This window comes from Staphylococcus sp. McC-251-APC-3A2 (assembly GCF_009695665.1).
Classification (GTDB): domain Bacteria; phylum Bacillota; class Bacilli; order Staphylococcales; family Staphylococcaceae; genus Staphylococcus; species Staphylococcus cohnii.
Map to the genome: position 1 here is coordinate 1 of NZ_VUNO01000006.1, position 18,666 is coordinate 18,666.

The window sequence follows — 18,666 nt, forward strand, 5'->3', positions numbered from 1 at the left end:
AAGCTCCTTATCTGTTCGCTCGACTTGCATGTATTAGGCACGCCGCCAGCGTTCATCCTGAGCCAGGATCAAACTCTCCATAAAAATATGATGTTTGATTAGCTCATAAAATACTAATTTGTGTTATTAATAACACGTTGTTTTGATTCAACATTTAATGTTGAAATCGGAATTAACGTTGACATATTGCAATTCAGTTTTCAATGTTCATTTTAAAATTTCTCAATGGAGCGGGTGATGGGAATCGAACCCACAACATCAGCTTGGAAGGCTGAGGTTTTGCCATTAAACTACACCCGCATATTTTTATAAATGATATGTAAAGTATTTTGATGCGGCCGAGAGGACTTGAACCTCCACGGGATAAATCCCACTAGGCCCTCAACCTAGCGCGTCTGCCATTCCGCCACGGCCGCTCGGTTGACGCTAAAAACTTTCGTTTATCAAGTTAACGTATTTCATTGTAATATGTTTGAAATGTTTTGTCAATAAGTTTTTAAAATTTCTTTAACAAACTTAATAACTCCTTCATTTAATTTCATATTATTTTCGCAACGTTTAATATCATATAACATAAATTATACAACGTCAACACATACAAATAATAAATTAGAGTAAATATTCATTTTAAGGTGTTTTGTCCACTTAAATACACAATGTTCATATAAATTTGGTTACTTTCATTTAAAAATATCAAATGATAAGTGATTCATAATAAAAGAGAGTTGAAAAGTATCAACTCTCTTTTTAATTAAATTCACGATTTTAAACACGTTTTTTTTCTATCAGTTTACCTTTACAACGTCCACAAAACATCTTATTTATATTTACTTTTCTTATTCTAGTATATTTCGCACCACAGTTTGAACATTTATAGATGTATCTAACCCTATCTTCATAACTTTCAATTGCTGAACAAAATCTCGGAGAACCTGTCTGTGCACTTAACACCTTGAAATCTTTATCTCTATGCTTATATCCCTTTCCTTGAATATGAAGATGGTAATGACATAATTCATGTTTAATAATATCAATAACGGCATTTTCTCCAAAAGCATCATATTGTTTTTCATTTATTTCTATATTGTGTGTGTTTAGTATATAACGGCCACCTGTTGTTCTAAGTCGTTTATTAAAATAAGCGCTGTGTTTAAAAGGCCTTTCAAAAACTGTGATAGAAATATACTCTGTCAATTTTTGTAGCTTTTCATTATCCATAAGGATCAATCATAGTTAATGAAACTTTCCCTTTCTTGTCATCGATGTCTAATATCCAAACATCGACAATATCTCCAACGCTGACAACATCCATAGGATTTTTAACAAATTTCTTAGATAATTTTGAAATGTGTACAAGTCCATCTTGTTTAACACCTATATCCACAAATGCTCCAAAGTCAACGACATTTCTTACAGTACCACTTAATTTCATATCTTTTGATAAATCTTCTATTGATAAGACATCTGATTTTAAAATTGGTGTCTCAAATTCATCACGAGGATCTCTATTAGGTGCAATTAATGATTTGATAATATCTTCAAGCGTTGGTTTTCCAATGTTTAGTTTTGCAGCCATGTTAGTCAAATCCACATGATTTAATGCCGCTTTCAAATCATCATTTCCTAAATCTTCTGCACCAAAACCGATTTCATTTAACAATTGATAGGTTGCATGATAGCTTTCTGGATGAATTGATGTATTATCTAAAGGTTCATTGCCATTTATAATTCTTAGAAAACCAATACTTTGTTCAAATGTTTTAGCACCTAATCTTTTAACTTTGGCAATATCCTTATTATGTTTAATAGGTCCATTTTCTTCACGATATAAAATTATGTTTTGAGCTATAGTAGAAGACAAACCAGAGACATATTGCAGTAATGAACGTGAAGCCGTATTTACATCTACCCCCACTTGGTTAACAGCTGTTTCAACAACAAACGTTAACGCGCCTTCCAATGCTTTTTGATTAACATCATGTTGATATTGACCAACTCCAATTGATTTTGGGTCGATTTTCACAAGTTCACTTAATGGATCTTGCACTCTTCTTCCAATCGAAACAGCACTACGTTCTTCTACTTGAAAATCTGGGAACTCTGAACGAGCGACTTCTGAAGCTGAATAAACGGAAGCTCCAGCTTCGTTAACAATAATAAATTGTGTTTTTAATTTATGTTTCTGAATCATTGAAGCTACAAATTGTTCTGTTTCTCTACTAGCAGTACCATTGCCTATAGCAATTAAATCAACGTCATAATTATTTACAAATTGAACAAATGTTTTTTCCGCGTCTTCTTTTTTATTTACTGGTGGATGTGGATATATAACTCCCTTAGCAATAAAAGTTCCAAAAGGATTTATTACAGCCAATTTACACCCTGTTCTAAAAGCAGGATCCACTCCTAGAATTTGTTTACCTTTCATTGGTGGTTGTAATAAAAGATTTCTTAAATTCTCACTAAATACATCAATAGCATGATTTTCAGCTTTTTCCGTTAAATCCCCTCTAATTTCCCTTTCGATCGAAGGCATAATTAATCGTTTTAAACTATCAGAAATCGCATTTTCAATGATATTCGAACCATCGTGATGATATATTACTTCATACTTACGAATAAAATTTTCAATTCCCTGAATATCCATTTCTACTTTGACGGTTAATATTTTTTCTTTTTCTCCACGATTAATTGCTAATGTTCTATGGTTAGCAATTTTCTTTATTGGTTCTGAATAATCGTAATACATTGAAAAAATTTCTTGTTCATCTTCAGCATTCTTTTTCTTTTGTGTAACGATTTTCCCGTGTTGAAAAGTATCTTTAAGAATTTTAGTTCTATATTTTGGTTCATCTGAAATTTTTTCAGCGATAATGTCTTGTGCACCTTGTATTGCTTGTTCTACATTTTCTATTTCTTCATTTAAAAATTGTGTTGCTTTTTCTTCTATTGTCATGTCTAAACTAGAGCTTTTAAGCCATTTTGCAAGAGGTTCTAAACCTTTTCTCTTAGCTTCCGTAGCTCTTGTTTTCTTTTTCTGTTTATAAGGTCTATATAAATCTTCAACTCTTTGTAGCTTAGTTTGCTTTAAAATGTCAGTTTTTAATTCTGTAGTCAATAGACCTTGTTCTTCTATATTATGTATAACTTCTTCTTTTCTTTTTTGAAGATTGACCATATATTGGTACTCATCATTAATTTGCTTTATTTCTACTTCATCCAAACCGCCAGTCTGTTCTTTACGATAACGCGCAATAAATGGTACCGTATTTTTTTCTTCAAGCAAAGTTAATACTGCATTTATTTGTTTACTTGAAAATTTATATTTTTCTTTTATAGATTGTATTAAATTACTATCCATAGTATCCTCCACTCATAAATAAAAAAATTAATTACTATTACTAATATATTCTAACATATTACGTAATATTGATTCTTTTTATAAAAGTAAACGAAGTATAAAAAAGCAGAATTCATTGAATGAATTCTGCTTTTAGCATGTATTTTATTGATTTGCTGCTTCTTGCAGTTTTTTTATAGCCGTTCGTTGTAAACGAGATACATGCATTTGACTTAAACCTATTCTTTCACCTGTTTCTTTTTGACTCAAACCTTCAATAAATGTGCACTGTATAATTTCTCTTTCACGCTCAGACAAAATTGGAAGTATTTTTTCTAATATCATACGCTTTTCTGTTAAATCATAATTATCATCTTGTTGCCCCATAATATCTAATAGTGTAACAGTCGAGCCATCTTTATCCGCTTCTATGGAATGGTCTACACTTAAAGCATTGTAACTTTGCCCCATTTCCATAGCTTCGAGCACATCTTCTTCATTGACTTCTAACCTATCAGCAATTTCAGCAATAGAAGGTGAACGCTCTAACTCATTTGTTAACTCATCAGTAACTTTCTTAATACGGGGTCCGATTTCTTTAATTCGTCTTGGAACGTGCACACTCCACGTTTTATCACGTAGATAACGCTTAATCTCACCAATTACAGTTGGTACTAAAAAAGCTTCGAACTTTCTATCAAAAGATAGGTCGAATCGGTTAATTGCGCCAATTAAACCAACCATACCAACCTGAACGAGATCTTCGTGATGAGATTGACCTTTTGAATATTTATATGCCAATGATTCAATCAACTTTTTATAATGTTTAACAAGTTTATCTTGTGCATCTGTATTCTCATTATTTTGATGCTCCATTATCCACTGGTTGATTTGTTCAGGTGATACGTCATTAACTGATTTCGACTCTCTCGCCATTATTTCGCACCTGCTCTTTTTTTATATACTTAATCATACTAATGGTTACACCAGAGTTTTTATCTACTGTAACTTCATCCATTAAAGATTCAATTAAAAATAAACCAAGACCTCCTTCTCTAAGGAAATCTATATTTTCATTATCTTTGTATGGTCCTAATTTTGCTTTAGTTTCTTCATAATCAAAACTTTCACCTTGATCGGAAATAACTATTTTAATTTTATCATCGAAAATTTCAAAACAAAGGTTAATCATACCTATATCTGTAGCATCGTTTTTATATGCATGTTTTACTGCATTTGTTACTGCTTCACTCACTGCTATTTTGGCATCTTCTATATCGTCATATGAAGCTCCAGCACGAGAAAATACACCTGATAATGTCAAACGTATTAAGCTTACATACTCTGCTGATGCTGGTAAACGCATTTCTATATAATCTTGTTTAAGTTGCATGTTATTCGACCTCCGTTCCTTCATTAACATGCATCAAATCTTTTAAACCTGTGATATCAAATAGTCGACTTATTCGATCTGAAGCACCTAATATATATAATTCTTTATCATTTTGATTTAAAGCTTTTAATGTTCCTACAAATAGCCCTAAACCAGTTGAATCCATATAACTTACATTTTCCAAATTTACATATATGTCATGCGTTCCCTCTTGTCTCATCGGCACGAGTACCTCTTCAAGCTCTGGAACAGTATAAACATCTAATTCTCCGCCAACTTTGACTTCATAATGTGTATCATGTGATATTGTTTCAATATTTAGATTCATAAATTACACTCCTAAGCATAGTCTCATTAATAACCGTTATACCCTTTTATTTTAATCATTAATCTTCTCTAATTCACTCTTTTTATAATCAATATTGTTAAATCATCTCTTTTTTCTGGATTCTGTATTTTTAAAATTGCCTCATATAAAAGTTGAACGATATCTTGTGGATGCATATGTTTATACTTTTTTATCATGTCGAGTAGATAGCTTTTATCTAAAAAGTCGCCTGCTTCATTTCTAACTTCAGTGACACCATCTGTAAAAATGATGACTAAGTCATCTAAATGAACTGGTATTTCTTGCTGATTGTATTTTGTTTGTTGGCTGACACCTAAAACACGACCTCTCACTTTAATTTCTTCGAATGTTTCAGTTTCAGCTCTATAAATATACCCCGGTTCATGGCCAGCAGAACTACAATATAACAAGTGATTTAACTCTTCATATAATCCATAAAACATCGTTACGAACATATTTTGATTCACATTTTTTTCTACTACGCGATTCAATCTTTTAAGCCCATCGCTTGGCAATTGTGAATGTCCATATGAATCCATACCAAATTTGATCATACTCATAGCTAAAGCAGCAGGTATACCTTTACCTATAACATCTGCTACCGCAAAGCTCATTGTACCATCTTTATGATCTATTAAATTAAAGTAATCACCGCTCACCTTTTGCGCCGCTACAGAAATTACACCGATTTGTATACTATCAAATTGAGGAATATCAGTCTTAAGCATAGTTTGTTGTAAACGAGATGCTAAGTCGATTTCTTTATCATGATATTGTAATCGATTTACAAGATCTTGATAATCTCTATAATTATAGCCAAATCCTTTTACTACCTCTTTAAGCACATTGAATGTTTGAGTAATTTGTTCATTATCTAACTCTAAGACTTGAACATAATTTTTATGAATTTCAACGATGTCTTCAGGTAGTAAGTCTTTTCTTTTCACTTCTTCAGTAAAGCCTTCACACTTTTTTAATAAATCTGTCTCATTTACTGTGTGTAGACTTTCGTCAATTAGCGCTTTATATTGATTTTTGAACTCTTTCACTCAGTATTTCCTCCTCAAAATGCAAATATAAATCGCATACATCGGTTTTAACATGAATATATTCTGTTATATGTATGTGTATTAAATGATTAAACAAGCAATACAGTTTTTATTTCTAGCAAAACAAAATATTTTTAAATATATGATTTACGTTGATATCGAAAAAAGCTTTAGGATAACCTAAAGCTTTTCAACTTAAACATCCTATTCAAAAATATTTGATTACAAACACATGATATGTTTTCTCTGTTCTATTTCAAATTATCTTGCGATTAAGTGTTTGTTGCATGTATAAGGAATTGATGTCTATCATTCGTTATTTTATTACGCTCGCTTTTAAAAATTATGTTCTATGATTTCTAATATTATGTAAACCTAGACTAATATCTATAGCATTATTAACTTCTTGCATTTTTTCTTCAGATAAATATGTCAGCTTTTCTTTTAATCTATTTTTATCTAAAGTCCGTATTTGCTCTAACAATATAACAGAATCTTTGTCGAGTTTATACTTGCTTTTTTCTATTTCTACATGTGTGGGTATTTTAGCCTTATTAATCCTACCTGTAATTGCAGCTACAATTACGGTAGGACTATACTTGTTACCAGTATCATTTTGTATAATGACTACGGGTCTTATTCCCCCTTGTTCAGAACCCTGTACTGGTGACAAATCAGCTAAATAAACGTCTCCTCTTCTCATCATTCATTGTTATTCTTAGATATAATGTAGACTTCATTGCAATCGCAAGCTTCACATTCAAATGGAAATGCTTCCGCCGCAAGGGAGAGATTCAAGTCAGCCATTTGAGAATAGCCTTCTTTTAAAAGTTGTTCAATACTATGATTTCTGTTTTGATTAAAACTTGCCATGAATAAAGACCTCCATGTGACTAAAATAGAATATATTGAGATTTCTTGTTAGATATATAATAACAAATTTTAAATACAGTGACTATACTATTTTAGTAATTCATTGAGGATTTCTAGGTCTTGGGTACCATAATATATACGTGGTAACCTTCTGTTTAAACGACATAAAACTTCATAATTGATTGTATGTTGTTGATATGCCAGCGCTTCCACAGATTGTTGACTGTCTGAATGATGATCCAACAATATCACTTTATCTCCTGTTTGAATTTCTTCTGGAATTTTAATAATTATTTGATCCATGCAAACTTTTCCAATAATTTCACATTGTCTGCCATTAACATTGACAGAAAATCCGGTCATCATTCTTGGAAAACCATCTGCATATCCAACGGGAATGATACCTATTTTTGTAGGTTCTGTTGCTGTATAAATACTGCCATAACTTACAGATTCTCCATGTTGTAAGACTTTTGTTTGTACAATTTCACTAATCCATTGTGCGCTTGGTTTTAAATGTATTTTCACACTGTCTTTGACATATCCTGAGGGATAGTAACCATATAATGATATACCCACCCGTACTGTATTACAGAATTGGCTATCTTTCATCAATGCACCTGCAGAATTTTGTGAATGTATATATTGTGGTTTTTCATCTTCTTTTACAATTGATTCAAATAAACTTTGTTGCTGATTCATCGATTCTCCAGGTTCATCTGCACATGCAAAATGTGTAAACACGCCTTCAAATACTAAATGCTCATGATTATTAATCAGCTCAATAACTTCTTTGTACTCATTTGTATCTTTAATACCTAATCTTCCCATACCAGTATCTATTTTTACGTGCAACCATAAATCTTTGTCGTTATCTACTGGAATTTCTTCTAATGCTTCAACTAACCATGCTTTTGATGGAACAGTAATGGCTACACGGTGTTGTATAGCTTTATTTATATTATATGTAGGTATAACTCCCAGTATTAAAATTTTGGCATCTATACCGTGCATTCTTAATTCTATCGCTTCATCTAAAGTTGCTACGCCAAAAAAATCAGCCCCATGATCCATTAGATGACGCGCTATTTTCACACTACCAAGCCCATAAGCATTTGCTTTTACGATTGGTATCACCGTTTTATTTGGATGTAATTTTTGAAAAACCTGAAAATTTGCCACAATTGCATTTAAATCTACGTTTAAATAGGTGGATCTATAATACTTATCAGTCATGAAACGAGACCTCCATTTCAAAAAATAAAATTACGCTTTGACATACATTAAGTTAAGTTTATAACAATTAAATAGAGATAGCCAAATCTTTATATTAAAATAGTTTTATTTTTCTATAATGACTTGACTCATCGCGTAATGTTCTGTGTGTGTAATACTTACATGAACTGTAAAACCATCATAATTTATACATGGTTTACCAAGTTCATCATTAAAACAGTCAATTTCATTTAATGCAATCTTTTTTCCGAGTCCGGTACCAAGCGCTTTGCTAAAAGCTTCTTTACAGGTAAACCTTCCCGCTAAAAATTCTATTTTACGAGCTTCGCTTTTAAACTGGTGAAAGCAATTTTGCTCATTTTTTGACAAAACACGTTCTACTAATTTGTCTTGTCTGTGGTAAAGTTTTTTTATTCTATCAATTTCAATTAAATCAATGCCAATACCATATATCATTAGCTGCTCCTAACTTTCTATGACAAGTATTTATATTATAAACTTTGTTGCATAGAATGATTACCATTTTTTATTTCTTGCTTTAAAGCATTTGCTTTATTTTTGTCAATTAACTTTATTTCAGTATTCCCACCAGCTGTAGACAAGGTTAAACTCGCTAAATTATATTTTCGCATTAAGATACCTTCACGTGTATCTACATTTTGAATACGAAACAAAGGGATGTTCACTACATTAACAAACCACAAACCATTTCTAACCGTTATTTCTTGGTTTTCTAGCTTATATCTAAATATTTTATATCTATAAATTGGTGCTATAATCCCACCAACAATTATAACAATTAATGCAAGTGTGATATTTATCGTCCATAACCAAAACAATACTTTAGAGCTTATGAAATGTAGCCATATTTTATCAATTATTGTAACAATTGATAAAATTAATATTAATAGGATTACTGTAATTATAGAACTAATACGCATTACTGTTTTACCAGATTTATCCATATAACTATATTCATTCATCAAAATCACCTCTCAAATACCACGACTTTAGTTTCTCCACATTAGTAACCTCACTATATTTCAATCCTATTTCTGCGCTACCAGCAGCTTTAGCAATTATAAACTTAAAGTTCGATAGACTACTACGAATTAGAAAAGGATTTTCTGACATTTGCATCCCTAATAATTTATTGTGTTTAAAGTATGTGCTTTTAAAGCCAAACATGGTTACATTCCGTACAACTAATTCATCACGATTTAAGTTTAAGCCTGAATACTTAATAACGATAAAGCTGTGAAGAATCATTAATAAAATTAAGCACCCTGCAATGACAAACGACCAGACAGACCAATAATAAGTAGCAATCGCTGCACCGATAAGTAATACAAGTGACTCTCTCCAAAAATATCTATGAAACCCTCTCCAAGGCATGCCTAGTTTCGGTTTAGTGAACTTCATGTCTGGAATAAGTTGCTTTATAAGTTCAAATGCTTTTTTTCTCTTAATAAATGGCAAGATCATAACATTACCACCTAGTGTAACATCATCTTTATCTAGACTGTCCATGTCACTGGTAATAACGAAATGAATTGAAGTATAGCCGAATAACTTCCTTAAAAATGATTGACGTTCTACGATTGCTTGCACTCGGTCAGTGGGTACAGTAATGCTTTTAACATTAAACAAACCATATTGAATATTTAATTGTGTACCTTGCTGCGTAACCGTATAATTGAAATTTCTTATTATCTCAATGACAGTTCCAAAAATATAACTTGCTACAATGACCAATACAACAATCATTAAAATAATCATAAACGTAGCTTGAAAGATTTCAGAAAATGTATCTGTAATTTTGTCCCAAGGTATAATGTCATTAAGTGCAAACATAATTGGTGAAAGTGTTGCAAAAGCTACACCAATTACACCACTCGTTAAAGCCATAAATAAAAGTTCTTTAAAATTTAATTTATAGATATTAATAGCGGGTGACTGCATATTTTGCTCTTTTTCAGTATCCTGCTCTGCAAACGAACTATCAGTGTCACTGATTTCGCTATTTTGAGTTAAGCTTTGTTGTTTTTCTTTTAAGGTTTGCTGGATAAAATCACTTTGCTTTTTTGATACAGTATCTAACTCTATACCATCACTTGGTGTTTTAATTTGAAGTATTACCCCACCAACAATTTGATTAATAATACCTTGTGAGGTATCTAGCGTTTGAATTCTCCGTATATTTAACTCTTTTTTTTCTTTGCTAAAAATACCTGTAGCCAAGATAAAATGATCATTTTCAATCCAGTACCTAGTGTTATAAACCTTTAATATTTGTAATACAAACGAGATTAAAAAAATAATAGTAACAATTCCTGGATAAATATATGATTTATAATCAGTAAAATCAAAGTTACGTAAATTAAAAACTAAAAAAATGATAATTAAAATAATATTTTGTTTAATCGCTTCTATTATTCCAGTAATATAAGAAATTGGATGTAATTTTTGAGGACTATACATCGTAATCAGCTCCTCGTAAGTATTCTAAAATGTTATGTTCAAATACTTCAATTTCCTTTGTTAACATCAATGGGAAATCGAGTGAATGTCCAGCTGTCATCAAAGTTAGCTTTGATATATGTAATTGTCTTAATAATGGATTGCTTTTTCTTTTTAAAAATTGTGTACGCTCAAATTTAACAATTTCATACTTTTTAAAAAATAATCCCTTTTTTATTTCAATATAGTGGTCTTTTACACAATAAAATGTGTATTTATACTTCAACCAAGGTCTTAATAGCATATAGATAACATCAAATAGTATTATTGCAATAAATATGTAAATTAAAAAATGCCACCAATTATAATGACTCCATAAAAACACTAATGCCACCATAAATATTAAACTAACAATTAATTCAATAACTTCAAGTATGTAATAATATCTCATTGCTTGCTTAGGGCTTCGCCTAAATTGTTGGTCGTTAGTCATAATTACACTCCTTAATAAAATTTTTCAATTCATTATAACATAGCGATATGCTTGCTTCATTATAGTCTTAGAACTAGATGATCATTCAAATAGTTTCTAATTGTTTTTATAGTTATATACATTTTCTAATCGTTTTTAACGCGTCTGGGTTAATTTAATATATAAAAAAGTCACCCCAATAAATTGGAGTGACTAAACCTAAAATTCATATATGATAAAGTATTTTATTTTTTATGGTCGGCGAATGTGCGACCCTTCATTGATTTTTTGTTGTTTCTATCTGATGATCTATCATTTTTCTTTTTATTGTTGAAGCCGCCTTTATTTGGACGACGATTTCTGCTATCGAATTTGCCGCCACCACGTTTATGGTTTCCACCGCCACGTTTTGGTCCACCTTTACCTTGACGACCTTTGCCTCGAGATAATGGTTTTTCAAATGTTAATTGAACATCAACTTCATCGTTTGATTCAACTAACTCTTGTAGTAATGCTGCTACTAAATTCACATCATTATATTCTTCAAGTAATTCTGTTGCAATACGCTCTAGTCTTGGTTCGCTATCTCTTGACATCCAGTTTTGAACTTTACCTTTAATGTCGTCTTCACGTGCTTTAAGCACTTCTTTACGATGAGGTGGTCTCAATGCTGTCATTTGTCGTTTGTTTGCTTGTTCAATTTGACGGATATAATCCATTTCAATTGGGTTAACAAAAGTGATTGCTACACCTTTTTTACCAGCACGACCTGTACGGCCAATTCTGTGTGTATAACTTTCTGTATCTTGAGGTATATCAAAGTTGTAAACATGACTCACGCCAGATATATCAAGGCCTCTTGCTGCAACATCTGTAGCAACTAAGATATCCAATTGATCGTTTTTAAATTTTTTCAATACTTCTAAACGTTTAGCCTGTGTGATATCACCATGTAAACCTTCAGCTTTATAACCTTTTGAAATTAACGCACTTGTTAGTTCGTCAACACGACGCTTAGTACGACCAAAAACAATTGCTAACTCTGGTTGATGTACATCTAAGAAATTTGTAAATGTATCAAATTTTTCTAATTCTTTTACAATTGTGTAATATTCATCTATTTGAGGATCTGACATCTCATTATTCATAGTTTTAACAATTTCTGGTGATTTCATAAATTGTTGCACTAATGTTTGAATAGCTTTTGGCATTGTAGCTGAAAACAGCATTGTTTGACGTTGTGATGCTGGTATTTTATCCATAATAAATTTCATATCATCAATAAAGCCCATATTCATCATTTCATCAGCTTCATCTAATATTAATGTATGAATATCGTTTGTTTTCAATGTACGACGATTTAAATGATCGATAACACGTCCAGGTGTACCTACAACAATTTGTGGTCCCTTTTTAAGTGATTTAATTTGACGATCTATTGGCATGCCACCAAATACAGTTACTATTTGTACATTTTGACCTGTCGCAAACGTTCTAAGTGATTCAGCAACTTGCATCGCCAATTCTCTTGTTGGTGCTAATATTAATGATTGAACTCCATCTTGTCCTGCCACTTTCTCAATAAGTGGAATACCAAAAGCGCCTGTTTTTCCTGTACCTGTTTGCGCTTGACCAAGAACATCCTTACCTTCTAAGGCAAGAGGGATACTCTCTTTTTGTATAGGAGTGGCCTCATCGAACCCCATTGATACTAGGGTTTCTACCGTTTTATCTGAGATCCCTAATTCTTTAAAATTTTGCAATATAATTCTCCTTTATTTATCTGTATTTCTCTACATATATGTTCATCTAAGTTTCTTCAACTTCTTTATAGTACCACCTCAAGTCTATAATCGCAATAAACCAAATTTATTATAATGGTCTAAATTTCCACATTTATAATCACATTATACTGATAAAATACTGTGATATATAGGTTGTAAGCGTTTAATTTTATTTTTCGGTATTTATTTTTTTCTTTCGAAAAAAATTTGTAGATTAATTTATCTTGATAATTATTAGCAATTTTCAAATATTTAGTAACTTAAATATACTGATTCAAGTTATTAAATATTGCTACATACTATTTTTTAAACAAACAAAAAATAAAACACCACTATTTTCATTATTAAAAGTGATGAAAAATATGGTGTCTATAATTTTAAATTAGTGCTTCTACAACTTCTTCTAATTGCATCCCTCTTGAACCTTTTATTAATATTTTATCTTGTGGTTCAATATTTGCTTTTAATGACTTAATCAATGCTGTTTTATCTGTATAGTGTTCCGCGGACTTTACAAATGTTTTACCTGTATGATGAATGTGGGCCGCTTCTTTTCCATAAGTATATAACGCATCGATTTGTTTATTAACTAAATAATCTCCAACCGCTTCATGCATTATTTGGCTGTCAGGACCCAATTCTAAGACATCACCCAATACAAGTATTTTTCGGCCTTCCATACTACTGAGTGTATCAATTGCCGCTTTCATGCTAGTTGGACTAGCATTATATGCATCATTAATAACAAGTATACCTGAATCAGTATGATGTTGCTCCATTCTCATACCTGTGAGTTGAACATCTTGAATATTTTGATATATCGTTTCGTAACTCAGATTCAATCTTTTACCAACAGCAATAGCTATAGTCGCATTTTTCATATTATGTTCACCTAAGATAGGTAATTCATAATTTTCAGCTCCATTAATATTAAAAACAATACCTGTATCATCTATATTGTCAATTTGACAGACCAAATCATTATTTTCTTTTTTACCTATACTGATTAAATCTAAATCCACTAATTTATCAACATGCGGCTTTAATAATGGTTCATCACCATCATAAATAAATAAGCCATGAGGTTTAAGGCCAATTGTAATTTCGGATTTAGCTTTCGCTATACCTTCACGCGATCCTAAATCTTGCATATGTGATTCACCAATATTAGTAATGATTGCAATATCTGGATTAACTAATTGTGATAATGCTTCAATTTCATGAAAACCTGACATACCCATTTCTAAAATAGAAATTTCTGTGTCTTGATCTAATTGCAAAATGGTTAATGGCATACCGATTTCATTGTTATAATTTCCTTGCGTTTTTTTCACTTTGAATTGAGGCTTCAATACACTTTCAATCATATCTTTAGTCGTTGTTTTACCGTTAGACCCAGTAACAGCAATCACATGCGGATTAACAAACGCCAAATATGCTTTGGCTAATTGCTGCAATGCTTCCAATGTATCATCTACCCAAATAATCGGACCGGAAATTTGAGGATCTAATACGCTGTCTTTCTGATAAAATGCTGCACCAGCACCATCTTTCAATGCTTGATTCACAAATTTATGTCCATCTACGTGTTCTCCTTTAAATGAAATAAATAAATTTTGTTCGTCAATTTTTCTTGAGTCTATAGAAACACCTTTAATTGTGTAATCTAAATAATCATTATTAATCTCACAAGGAATCCATTCTTGGATTTGTTCTAAAGTTACTTCAATCATGATTTAACCGCCTCAGTCAATTTTGTATTTATTTTTCTTTTTATCTTCGTGTTTTTCTTTTGCTAATTCAATTAATTTACTTATGAGTTCTGCATAGCTGACACCCATATTTTCCCACAAACTTGGATACATACTATAAGCAGTGAAACCAGGCATTGCATTTGTTTCATTAATAAAAATTTGATTATCTTCAGTTACAAAGAAATCTGCACGTAATAATCCTGAACAATCTGTTGCTTTAAAAGCTTCTACAGCCATATTTCTTAAAGTCATTTTCACTTCATCATTTAAGTCAGCTGGAATATCTAATTTGATTTTCCCATCTTTATATTTAGCTTTATAATCATAAAAGGCAACATCTTTAACTACCTCGCCAGGCCATGTCGTTTCAGGATAATCATTACCTAAGACAGCAACTTCAATTTCTCTAGCATCGATGCCTTGCTCAATCACTAATTTACGATCGAATTGAAATGCTTCTTCTATACCTCTTTTTAATTCTTCCTCATCGTTACACTTACTAATACCTACGCTTGAGCCTAAATTCGCAGGTTTCACAAATACAGGGTATTCTAACTTATCATGTACTAATTTAAGAATATTGTTTTCATATTTTTGATATTCGCTTCTTAAGAAACTTACATAGGGTAACTGAGGTAATCCTCTATGTGCAAATAGTTGTTTCATCACAAGCTTATCCATTGAACTTGAGGCTGCTAACACACCATTACCAACATATGGTATATCTAATACTTCAAATAAACCTTGAATTGTCCCATCTTCACCATTCGGTCCATGTAATAATGGGAAAACTGCACTATATGCTGTGCCTAGGCTTCCTTCATTCAATAATTTGGAAATTTCTCCAGCAGGAACTTCTGCTAATCGTAACGTATCTATGTCATCTATAGGATCTACGATATTTTCTTTCTTTTTCCAATCACCATCGTTTGTTATGTAAATAATGTCCACTTGATATTTTTCTTTATCAATCGCATTTAAGACATTTTGTGCTGTTAATATTGAAACATCATGTTCAGCACTTTTACCTCCATATACGATACAAACATTTTCTTTAGCCATATTTTAGCCTCCATATAGAATTCTTAAACTACATCATATCACGATTTATTAGCATTTTGCATTTGTTATGTAGTAGTAAAATCATTGTTTTTTATTAGTATATTGAAGTTTTTTAAGTATTTAAAGTGAAAACTTTAAATACTCGCATAATAATTATTTAAGTTTTACATACCCTACTTCTAGCAAAATCGTATAAAGTTCGGTAAAATCTATATATACTACATATTATTGAAATAATAGTTTTCCAAAGGAGTAAGAAATGAATACTTCACGTCAATCAAAAAATAATCATTGGATCCGAAAAATAGACTGGATTTTAGTTGGCTTCATCGCATTATTCGCTATCATTAGTATTACATTAATTAGTTCTGCTATGGGTGGAGGCCAATATAGCGCTAACTTTAGTATACGTCAGATATTATATTATGTTTTTGGAGCAATCATCGCACTGTTAATAATGTTAATTTCACCTAAAAAACTTATGAAATATACATATTTACTTTATATTATACTTTGTTTCTCATTGTTATTATTACTGATTATTCCAGAAACTCCCATCACACCGATTATTAATGGAGCAAAAAGTTGGTATACATTTGGTCCAATCAGTGTCCAACCATCTGAATTTATGAAAATAGTTATGATTTTAGCATTAGCTAAAATTGTAACAAAACATAATCAATTTACTTTTAACAAATCTTTAGAAACTGATTTTAAATTATTCTTTAAAATTATCGGTATAGCCTTTATACCAATGGTACTTATATTATTGCAAAATGATTTAGGTACGACACTAGTTATTTTTGCGATTATTATCGGGGTTATGATAATCAGTGGAATAACGTGGAAAATACTAGCCCCTTTATTAATAGGTGCAGTCGTTATCGCGTCGACAGTAATATTATCAATAATTTATAAACCTTCTATTTTAGAAAATAGTTTCGGCATTCAACCTTATCAATTAAGCCGTATCAATTCTTGGCTCGATCCTTATACTTATAGTAGTGGGGATGGATTTCATTTAACTGAGTCACTTAAAGCGATTGGATCTGGTCAATTATTTGGAAAGGGATTCAATCAAGGTGAAGTTTATATTCCAGAAAATCACACTGATTTTATTTTCTCGGTTATCGGGGAAGAATTTGGTTTTATAGGATCTGTCATTTTGATATTGATTTTTCTAGCGTTTATTTTTCATCTAGTACGACTTGCTACTAAAATAGAATTACCATTTAGTAAAATTTTCATCATTGGATTTACGACTATGATACTATTCCATATCTTAGAAAATATTGGTATGACTATTCAACTATTACCAATTACTGGTATACCATTACCATTTATTAGTTATGGTGGTAGCTCATTATGGAGTTTAATGTGTGGTATAGGTGTTATATTATCAATTTATTACCACCAATCTAGACAATATACAACACAAAACAAATAAATACTTATCTCAAACTGTCGACAAAGTCTCCGACTTTGTCGGCAGTTTTTTGTACACGCTTTCCGCGGGCACTGCCTTAGCCTGTAGTCTTCGGCTAGTGCGATTCCGCAGGAGTCGGCTCAAATCACTGCCAATATTATACGAAAAATATTATAATATATATAAATTAAACAGTGGTGGTGTTTATTTTGTTGAATAAATCAATTGATAAAAGATAGATCAAGATGTTTCCAACGCTTTTATTTATGAATTTGAACTTACCATTCAATCACACGCACTAAATGAGCTATGAAGCAATCTAATTTATTTAAAATGATTGCTTCTGTCCAACCATTTAAGACTGGCTGTCAATATAACAATAAGAGGCTGAGACAATAAATTTGTCTCAGCCTCTTAAATTTTGCATATATGCTTTATTCTTAGTACGGGTAACTCACTATTTCAATTCGTTAGCGGCTTTCACAGTCGTTGGTAAAGTATGCATGACTTCTAATCTTGATTTAGTTTTCTTTATGTTTACCCCTAATGATGATAATAGTTTAACTACATTTTGAATCTTTTCGTTATCTTTACTCATATCATCACTCCTAACTTCTAGCTTCTATTCTATTTTACCCTATTTATTTACAAATTACTACATGTTATTGAAATTTTCTTTATTTTTATAAAATAATTTTTGTTTTATTACGTAGTTTTAAAATTTTCACTTAATAATTATTTTAACTATTAAAATTCAAAAATAGAATATAAGTTAGTGCGAGTTTATTGATAATTTCATACCAATCTTATATGACATGATATGCGTAAGATAACATTTCAATAGCATTGGCAAACTTAATATAAAATTTCAAATCCTAAATCATATATGTCTTTTTCTAAATTGTTTAAACTCGCTGGTGTTTCAAATTCTATAAACACTTGAGCTTTTTCAATATCAACTAAGACATGGTTCACACCGATGATTTGTGATAATTTATTTTCTATTTGAAGCTTATCTTGTTTATGGTTTATTTTACTTAAATAAATAATTTGTGATTCCATTAACGTCACCTGATCTAGTCTTTCATTAACTTTTGAAAAGTCACTAATAACTCATCCATCGCTTCTTGTTGTTCACCTTGATTTACTTTATCCATGATACAACTTTTCATATGATGATCCAACAGTTTCGTAGCAACACTGTTAAGTGCTGATCTTGTTGCTCTTATTTGTGTAAGTACATCATCACAATATACATCTTCATCTACCATACGATTGATTGCTCTCACTTGTCCTTCAATGCGGTTCAAACGAGATTTTAAATTTGATTTAATTTGTTCAGAATGATGCGCTTTTTGCAATTCGGCCATGGTTCAACGCCTCCTCTTAATATAGTTTTTATAATATACCCCTGTCAGGTATTAGTCAAGTGATAAAAACGTGGTACCATGTTACAATGATTAAGAAT

The 18,666-nt window shown here is 31.2% G+C and carries 20 protein-coding genes, 2 tRNA genes and 1 rRNA gene; 1 reads left to right on the top strand and 22 read right to left on the bottom strand.

Annotated features, from left to right (window positions below; translation table 11 throughout):
• The 19 genes from FYJ81_RS11080 to FYJ81_RS11170 form a co-directional block, all read right to left on the bottom strand.
• Positions 1-84: ribosomal RNA gene (locus tag FYJ81_RS11080) — 16S ribosomal RNA — on the bottom strand; the annotation flags it as partial.
• A 142-nt stretch (positions 85-226) separates the two neighbouring features.
• Positions 227-300: transfer RNA gene (locus FYJ81_RS11085), tRNA-Gly, on the bottom strand.
• A gap of 33 nt (positions 301-333) precedes the next feature.
• Positions 334-416, bottom strand: a tRNA-Leu gene (locus tag FYJ81_RS11090).
• 349 nt (positions 417-765) lie between these two features.
• A complete protein-coding gene (locus FYJ81_RS11095) occupies positions 766-1,218 on the bottom strand; it encodes a SprT family protein (RefSeq protein WP_107386319.1) in 453 nt (150 codons plus the stop codon).
• Complete coding sequence (locus FYJ81_RS11100) at positions 1,211-3,361, bottom strand: Tex family protein (RefSeq protein WP_107386318.1); 2,151 nt, start codon at positions 3,359-3,361, stop codon at positions 1,211-1,213. Before FYJ81_RS11100 ends, FYJ81_RS11095 begins: the two co-directional genes overlap by 8 nt.
• 144 nt (positions 3,362-3,505) lie before the next feature.
• Positions 3,506-4,276: an RNA polymerase sigma factor SigB gene (gene sigB, locus FYJ81_RS11105; protein WP_107384537.1), complete on the bottom strand. Its 771-nt coding sequence runs from the start codon at positions 4,274-4,276 to the stop codon at positions 3,506-3,508.
• Entirely contained in the window at positions 4,251-4,733 is a 483-nt protein-coding gene (gene rsbW, locus FYJ81_RS11110; RefSeq protein WP_019468013.1) for an anti-sigma B factor RsbW, read from the bottom strand. Before rsbW ends, sigB begins: the two co-directional genes overlap by 26 nt.
• A 1-nt stretch (position 4,734) precedes the next feature.
• Positions 4,735-5,061 (bottom strand): anti-sigma factor antagonist, encoded by a 327-nt coding sequence (locus tag FYJ81_RS11115; RefSeq protein WP_019468012.1) that lies wholly within the window; start codon positions 5,059-5,061, stop codon positions 4,735-4,737.
• A gap of 68 nt (positions 5,062-5,129) precedes the next feature.
• Positions 5,130-6,131: a PP2C family protein-serine/threonine phosphatase gene (locus FYJ81_RS11120; RefSeq protein WP_326752399.1), complete on the bottom strand. Its 1,002-nt coding sequence runs from the start codon at positions 6,129-6,131 to the stop codon at positions 5,130-5,132.
• A 343-nt stretch (positions 6,132-6,474) separates the two neighbouring features.
• Entirely contained in the window at positions 6,475-6,837 is a 363-nt protein-coding gene (locus FYJ81_RS11125; protein WP_019468010.1) for a type II toxin-antitoxin system PemK/MazF family toxin, read from the bottom strand.
• The gene (gene mazE, locus FYJ81_RS11130) at positions 6,834-7,004 is read right to left on the bottom strand and encodes a type II toxin-antitoxin system antitoxin MazE (RefSeq protein WP_019468009.1); all 171 of its coding nucleotides are present in this window, start codon (positions 7,002-7,004) and stop codon (positions 6,834-6,836) included. The genes FYJ81_RS11125 and mazE overlap by 4 nt, the downstream gene beginning before the upstream one ends.
• Positions 7,005-7,091: 87 nt before the next feature.
• The gene (gene alr / locus FYJ81_RS11135) at positions 7,092-8,240 is read right to left on the bottom strand and encodes an alanine racemase (protein WP_107386317.1); all 1,149 of its coding nucleotides are present in this window, start codon (positions 8,238-8,240) and stop codon (positions 7,092-7,094) included.
• 105 nt (positions 8,241-8,345) lie between these two features.
• Positions 8,346-8,696 carry a holo-ACP synthase gene (gene acpS / locus FYJ81_RS11140; RefSeq protein WP_107384540.1) on the bottom strand — a complete coding sequence of 117 codons (351 nt, stop codon included), beginning with the start codon at positions 8,694-8,696 and terminating at the stop codon, positions 8,346-8,348.
• A 35-nt stretch (positions 8,697-8,731) separates the two neighbouring features.
• Positions 8,732-9,223 carry a PH domain-containing protein gene (locus tag FYJ81_RS11145; protein WP_107384541.1) on the bottom strand — a complete coding sequence of 164 codons (492 nt, stop codon included), beginning with the start codon at positions 9,221-9,223 and terminating at the stop codon, positions 8,732-8,734.
• Positions 9,216-10,721, bottom strand: a complete 1,506-nt coding sequence (locus FYJ81_RS11150; protein WP_107384542.1) for a PH domain-containing protein — start codon at positions 10,719-10,721, stop codon at positions 9,216-9,218. The genes FYJ81_RS11145 and FYJ81_RS11150 overlap by 8 nt, the downstream gene beginning before the upstream one ends.
• A complete protein-coding gene (locus FYJ81_RS11155; RefSeq protein ID WP_107384543.1) occupies positions 10,714-11,193 on the bottom strand; it encodes a PH domain-containing protein in 480 nt (159 codons plus the stop codon). Before FYJ81_RS11155 ends, FYJ81_RS11150 begins: the two co-directional genes overlap by 8 nt.
• Positions 11,194-11,417: 224 nt before the next feature.
• Positions 11,418-12,935: a degradosome RNA helicase CshA gene (cshA, locus tag FYJ81_RS11160; protein WP_107384544.1), complete on the bottom strand. Its 1,518-nt coding sequence runs from the start codon at positions 12,933-12,935 to the stop codon at positions 11,418-11,420.
• Positions 12,936-13,333: 398 nt separating this feature from the next.
• Complete coding sequence (locus FYJ81_RS11165; protein WP_154409656.1) at positions 13,334-14,689, bottom strand: UDP-N-acetylmuramoyl-tripeptide--D-alanyl-D-alanine ligase; 1,356 nt, start codon at positions 14,687-14,689, stop codon at positions 13,334-13,336.
• A 12-nt stretch (positions 14,690-14,701) separates the two neighbouring features.
• Positions 14,702-15,772, bottom strand: coding sequence for a D-alanine--D-alanine ligase (locus tag FYJ81_RS11170; RefSeq protein ID WP_107384546.1), 1,071 nt, complete (start codon positions 15,770-15,772; stop codon positions 14,702-14,704).
• A gap of 259 nt (positions 15,773-16,031) precedes the next feature.
• Here FYJ81_RS11170 and FYJ81_RS11175 point away from each other — a divergent pair, with 259 nt between their 5' ends.
• Entirely contained in the window at positions 16,032-17,219 is a 1,188-nt protein-coding gene (locus FYJ81_RS11175; protein WP_107384547.1) for an FtsW/RodA/SpoVE family cell cycle protein, read from the top strand.
• 436 nt (positions 17,220-17,655) lie between these two features.
• Here FYJ81_RS11175 and FYJ81_RS11180 read toward each other — a convergent pair whose 3' ends face one another.
• The 3 genes from FYJ81_RS11180 to csoR all read right to left on the bottom strand — a co-directional run bounded on the left by FYJ81_RS11180 (position 17,656) and on the right by csoR (position 18,568).
• The gene (locus tag FYJ81_RS11180; protein ID WP_002482742.1) at positions 17,656-17,796 is read right to left on the bottom strand and encodes an Lmo0850 family protein; all 141 of its coding nucleotides are present in this window, start codon (positions 17,794-17,796) and stop codon (positions 17,656-17,658) included.
• A gap of 257 nt (positions 17,797-18,053) precedes the next feature.
• Positions 18,054-18,260, bottom strand: coding sequence for a putative copper chaperone CsoZ (csoZ, locus tag FYJ81_RS11185; RefSeq protein WP_107384548.1), 207 nt, complete (start codon positions 18,258-18,260; stop codon positions 18,054-18,056).
• Positions 18,261-18,274: 14 nt separating this feature from the next.
• Positions 18,275-18,568, bottom strand: a complete 294-nt coding sequence (gene csoR / locus FYJ81_RS11190; protein WP_107384549.1) for a copper-sensing transcriptional repressor CsoR — start codon at positions 18,566-18,568, stop codon at positions 18,275-18,277.
• Between the last annotated feature and the right edge of the window lie 98 nt (positions 18,569-18,666).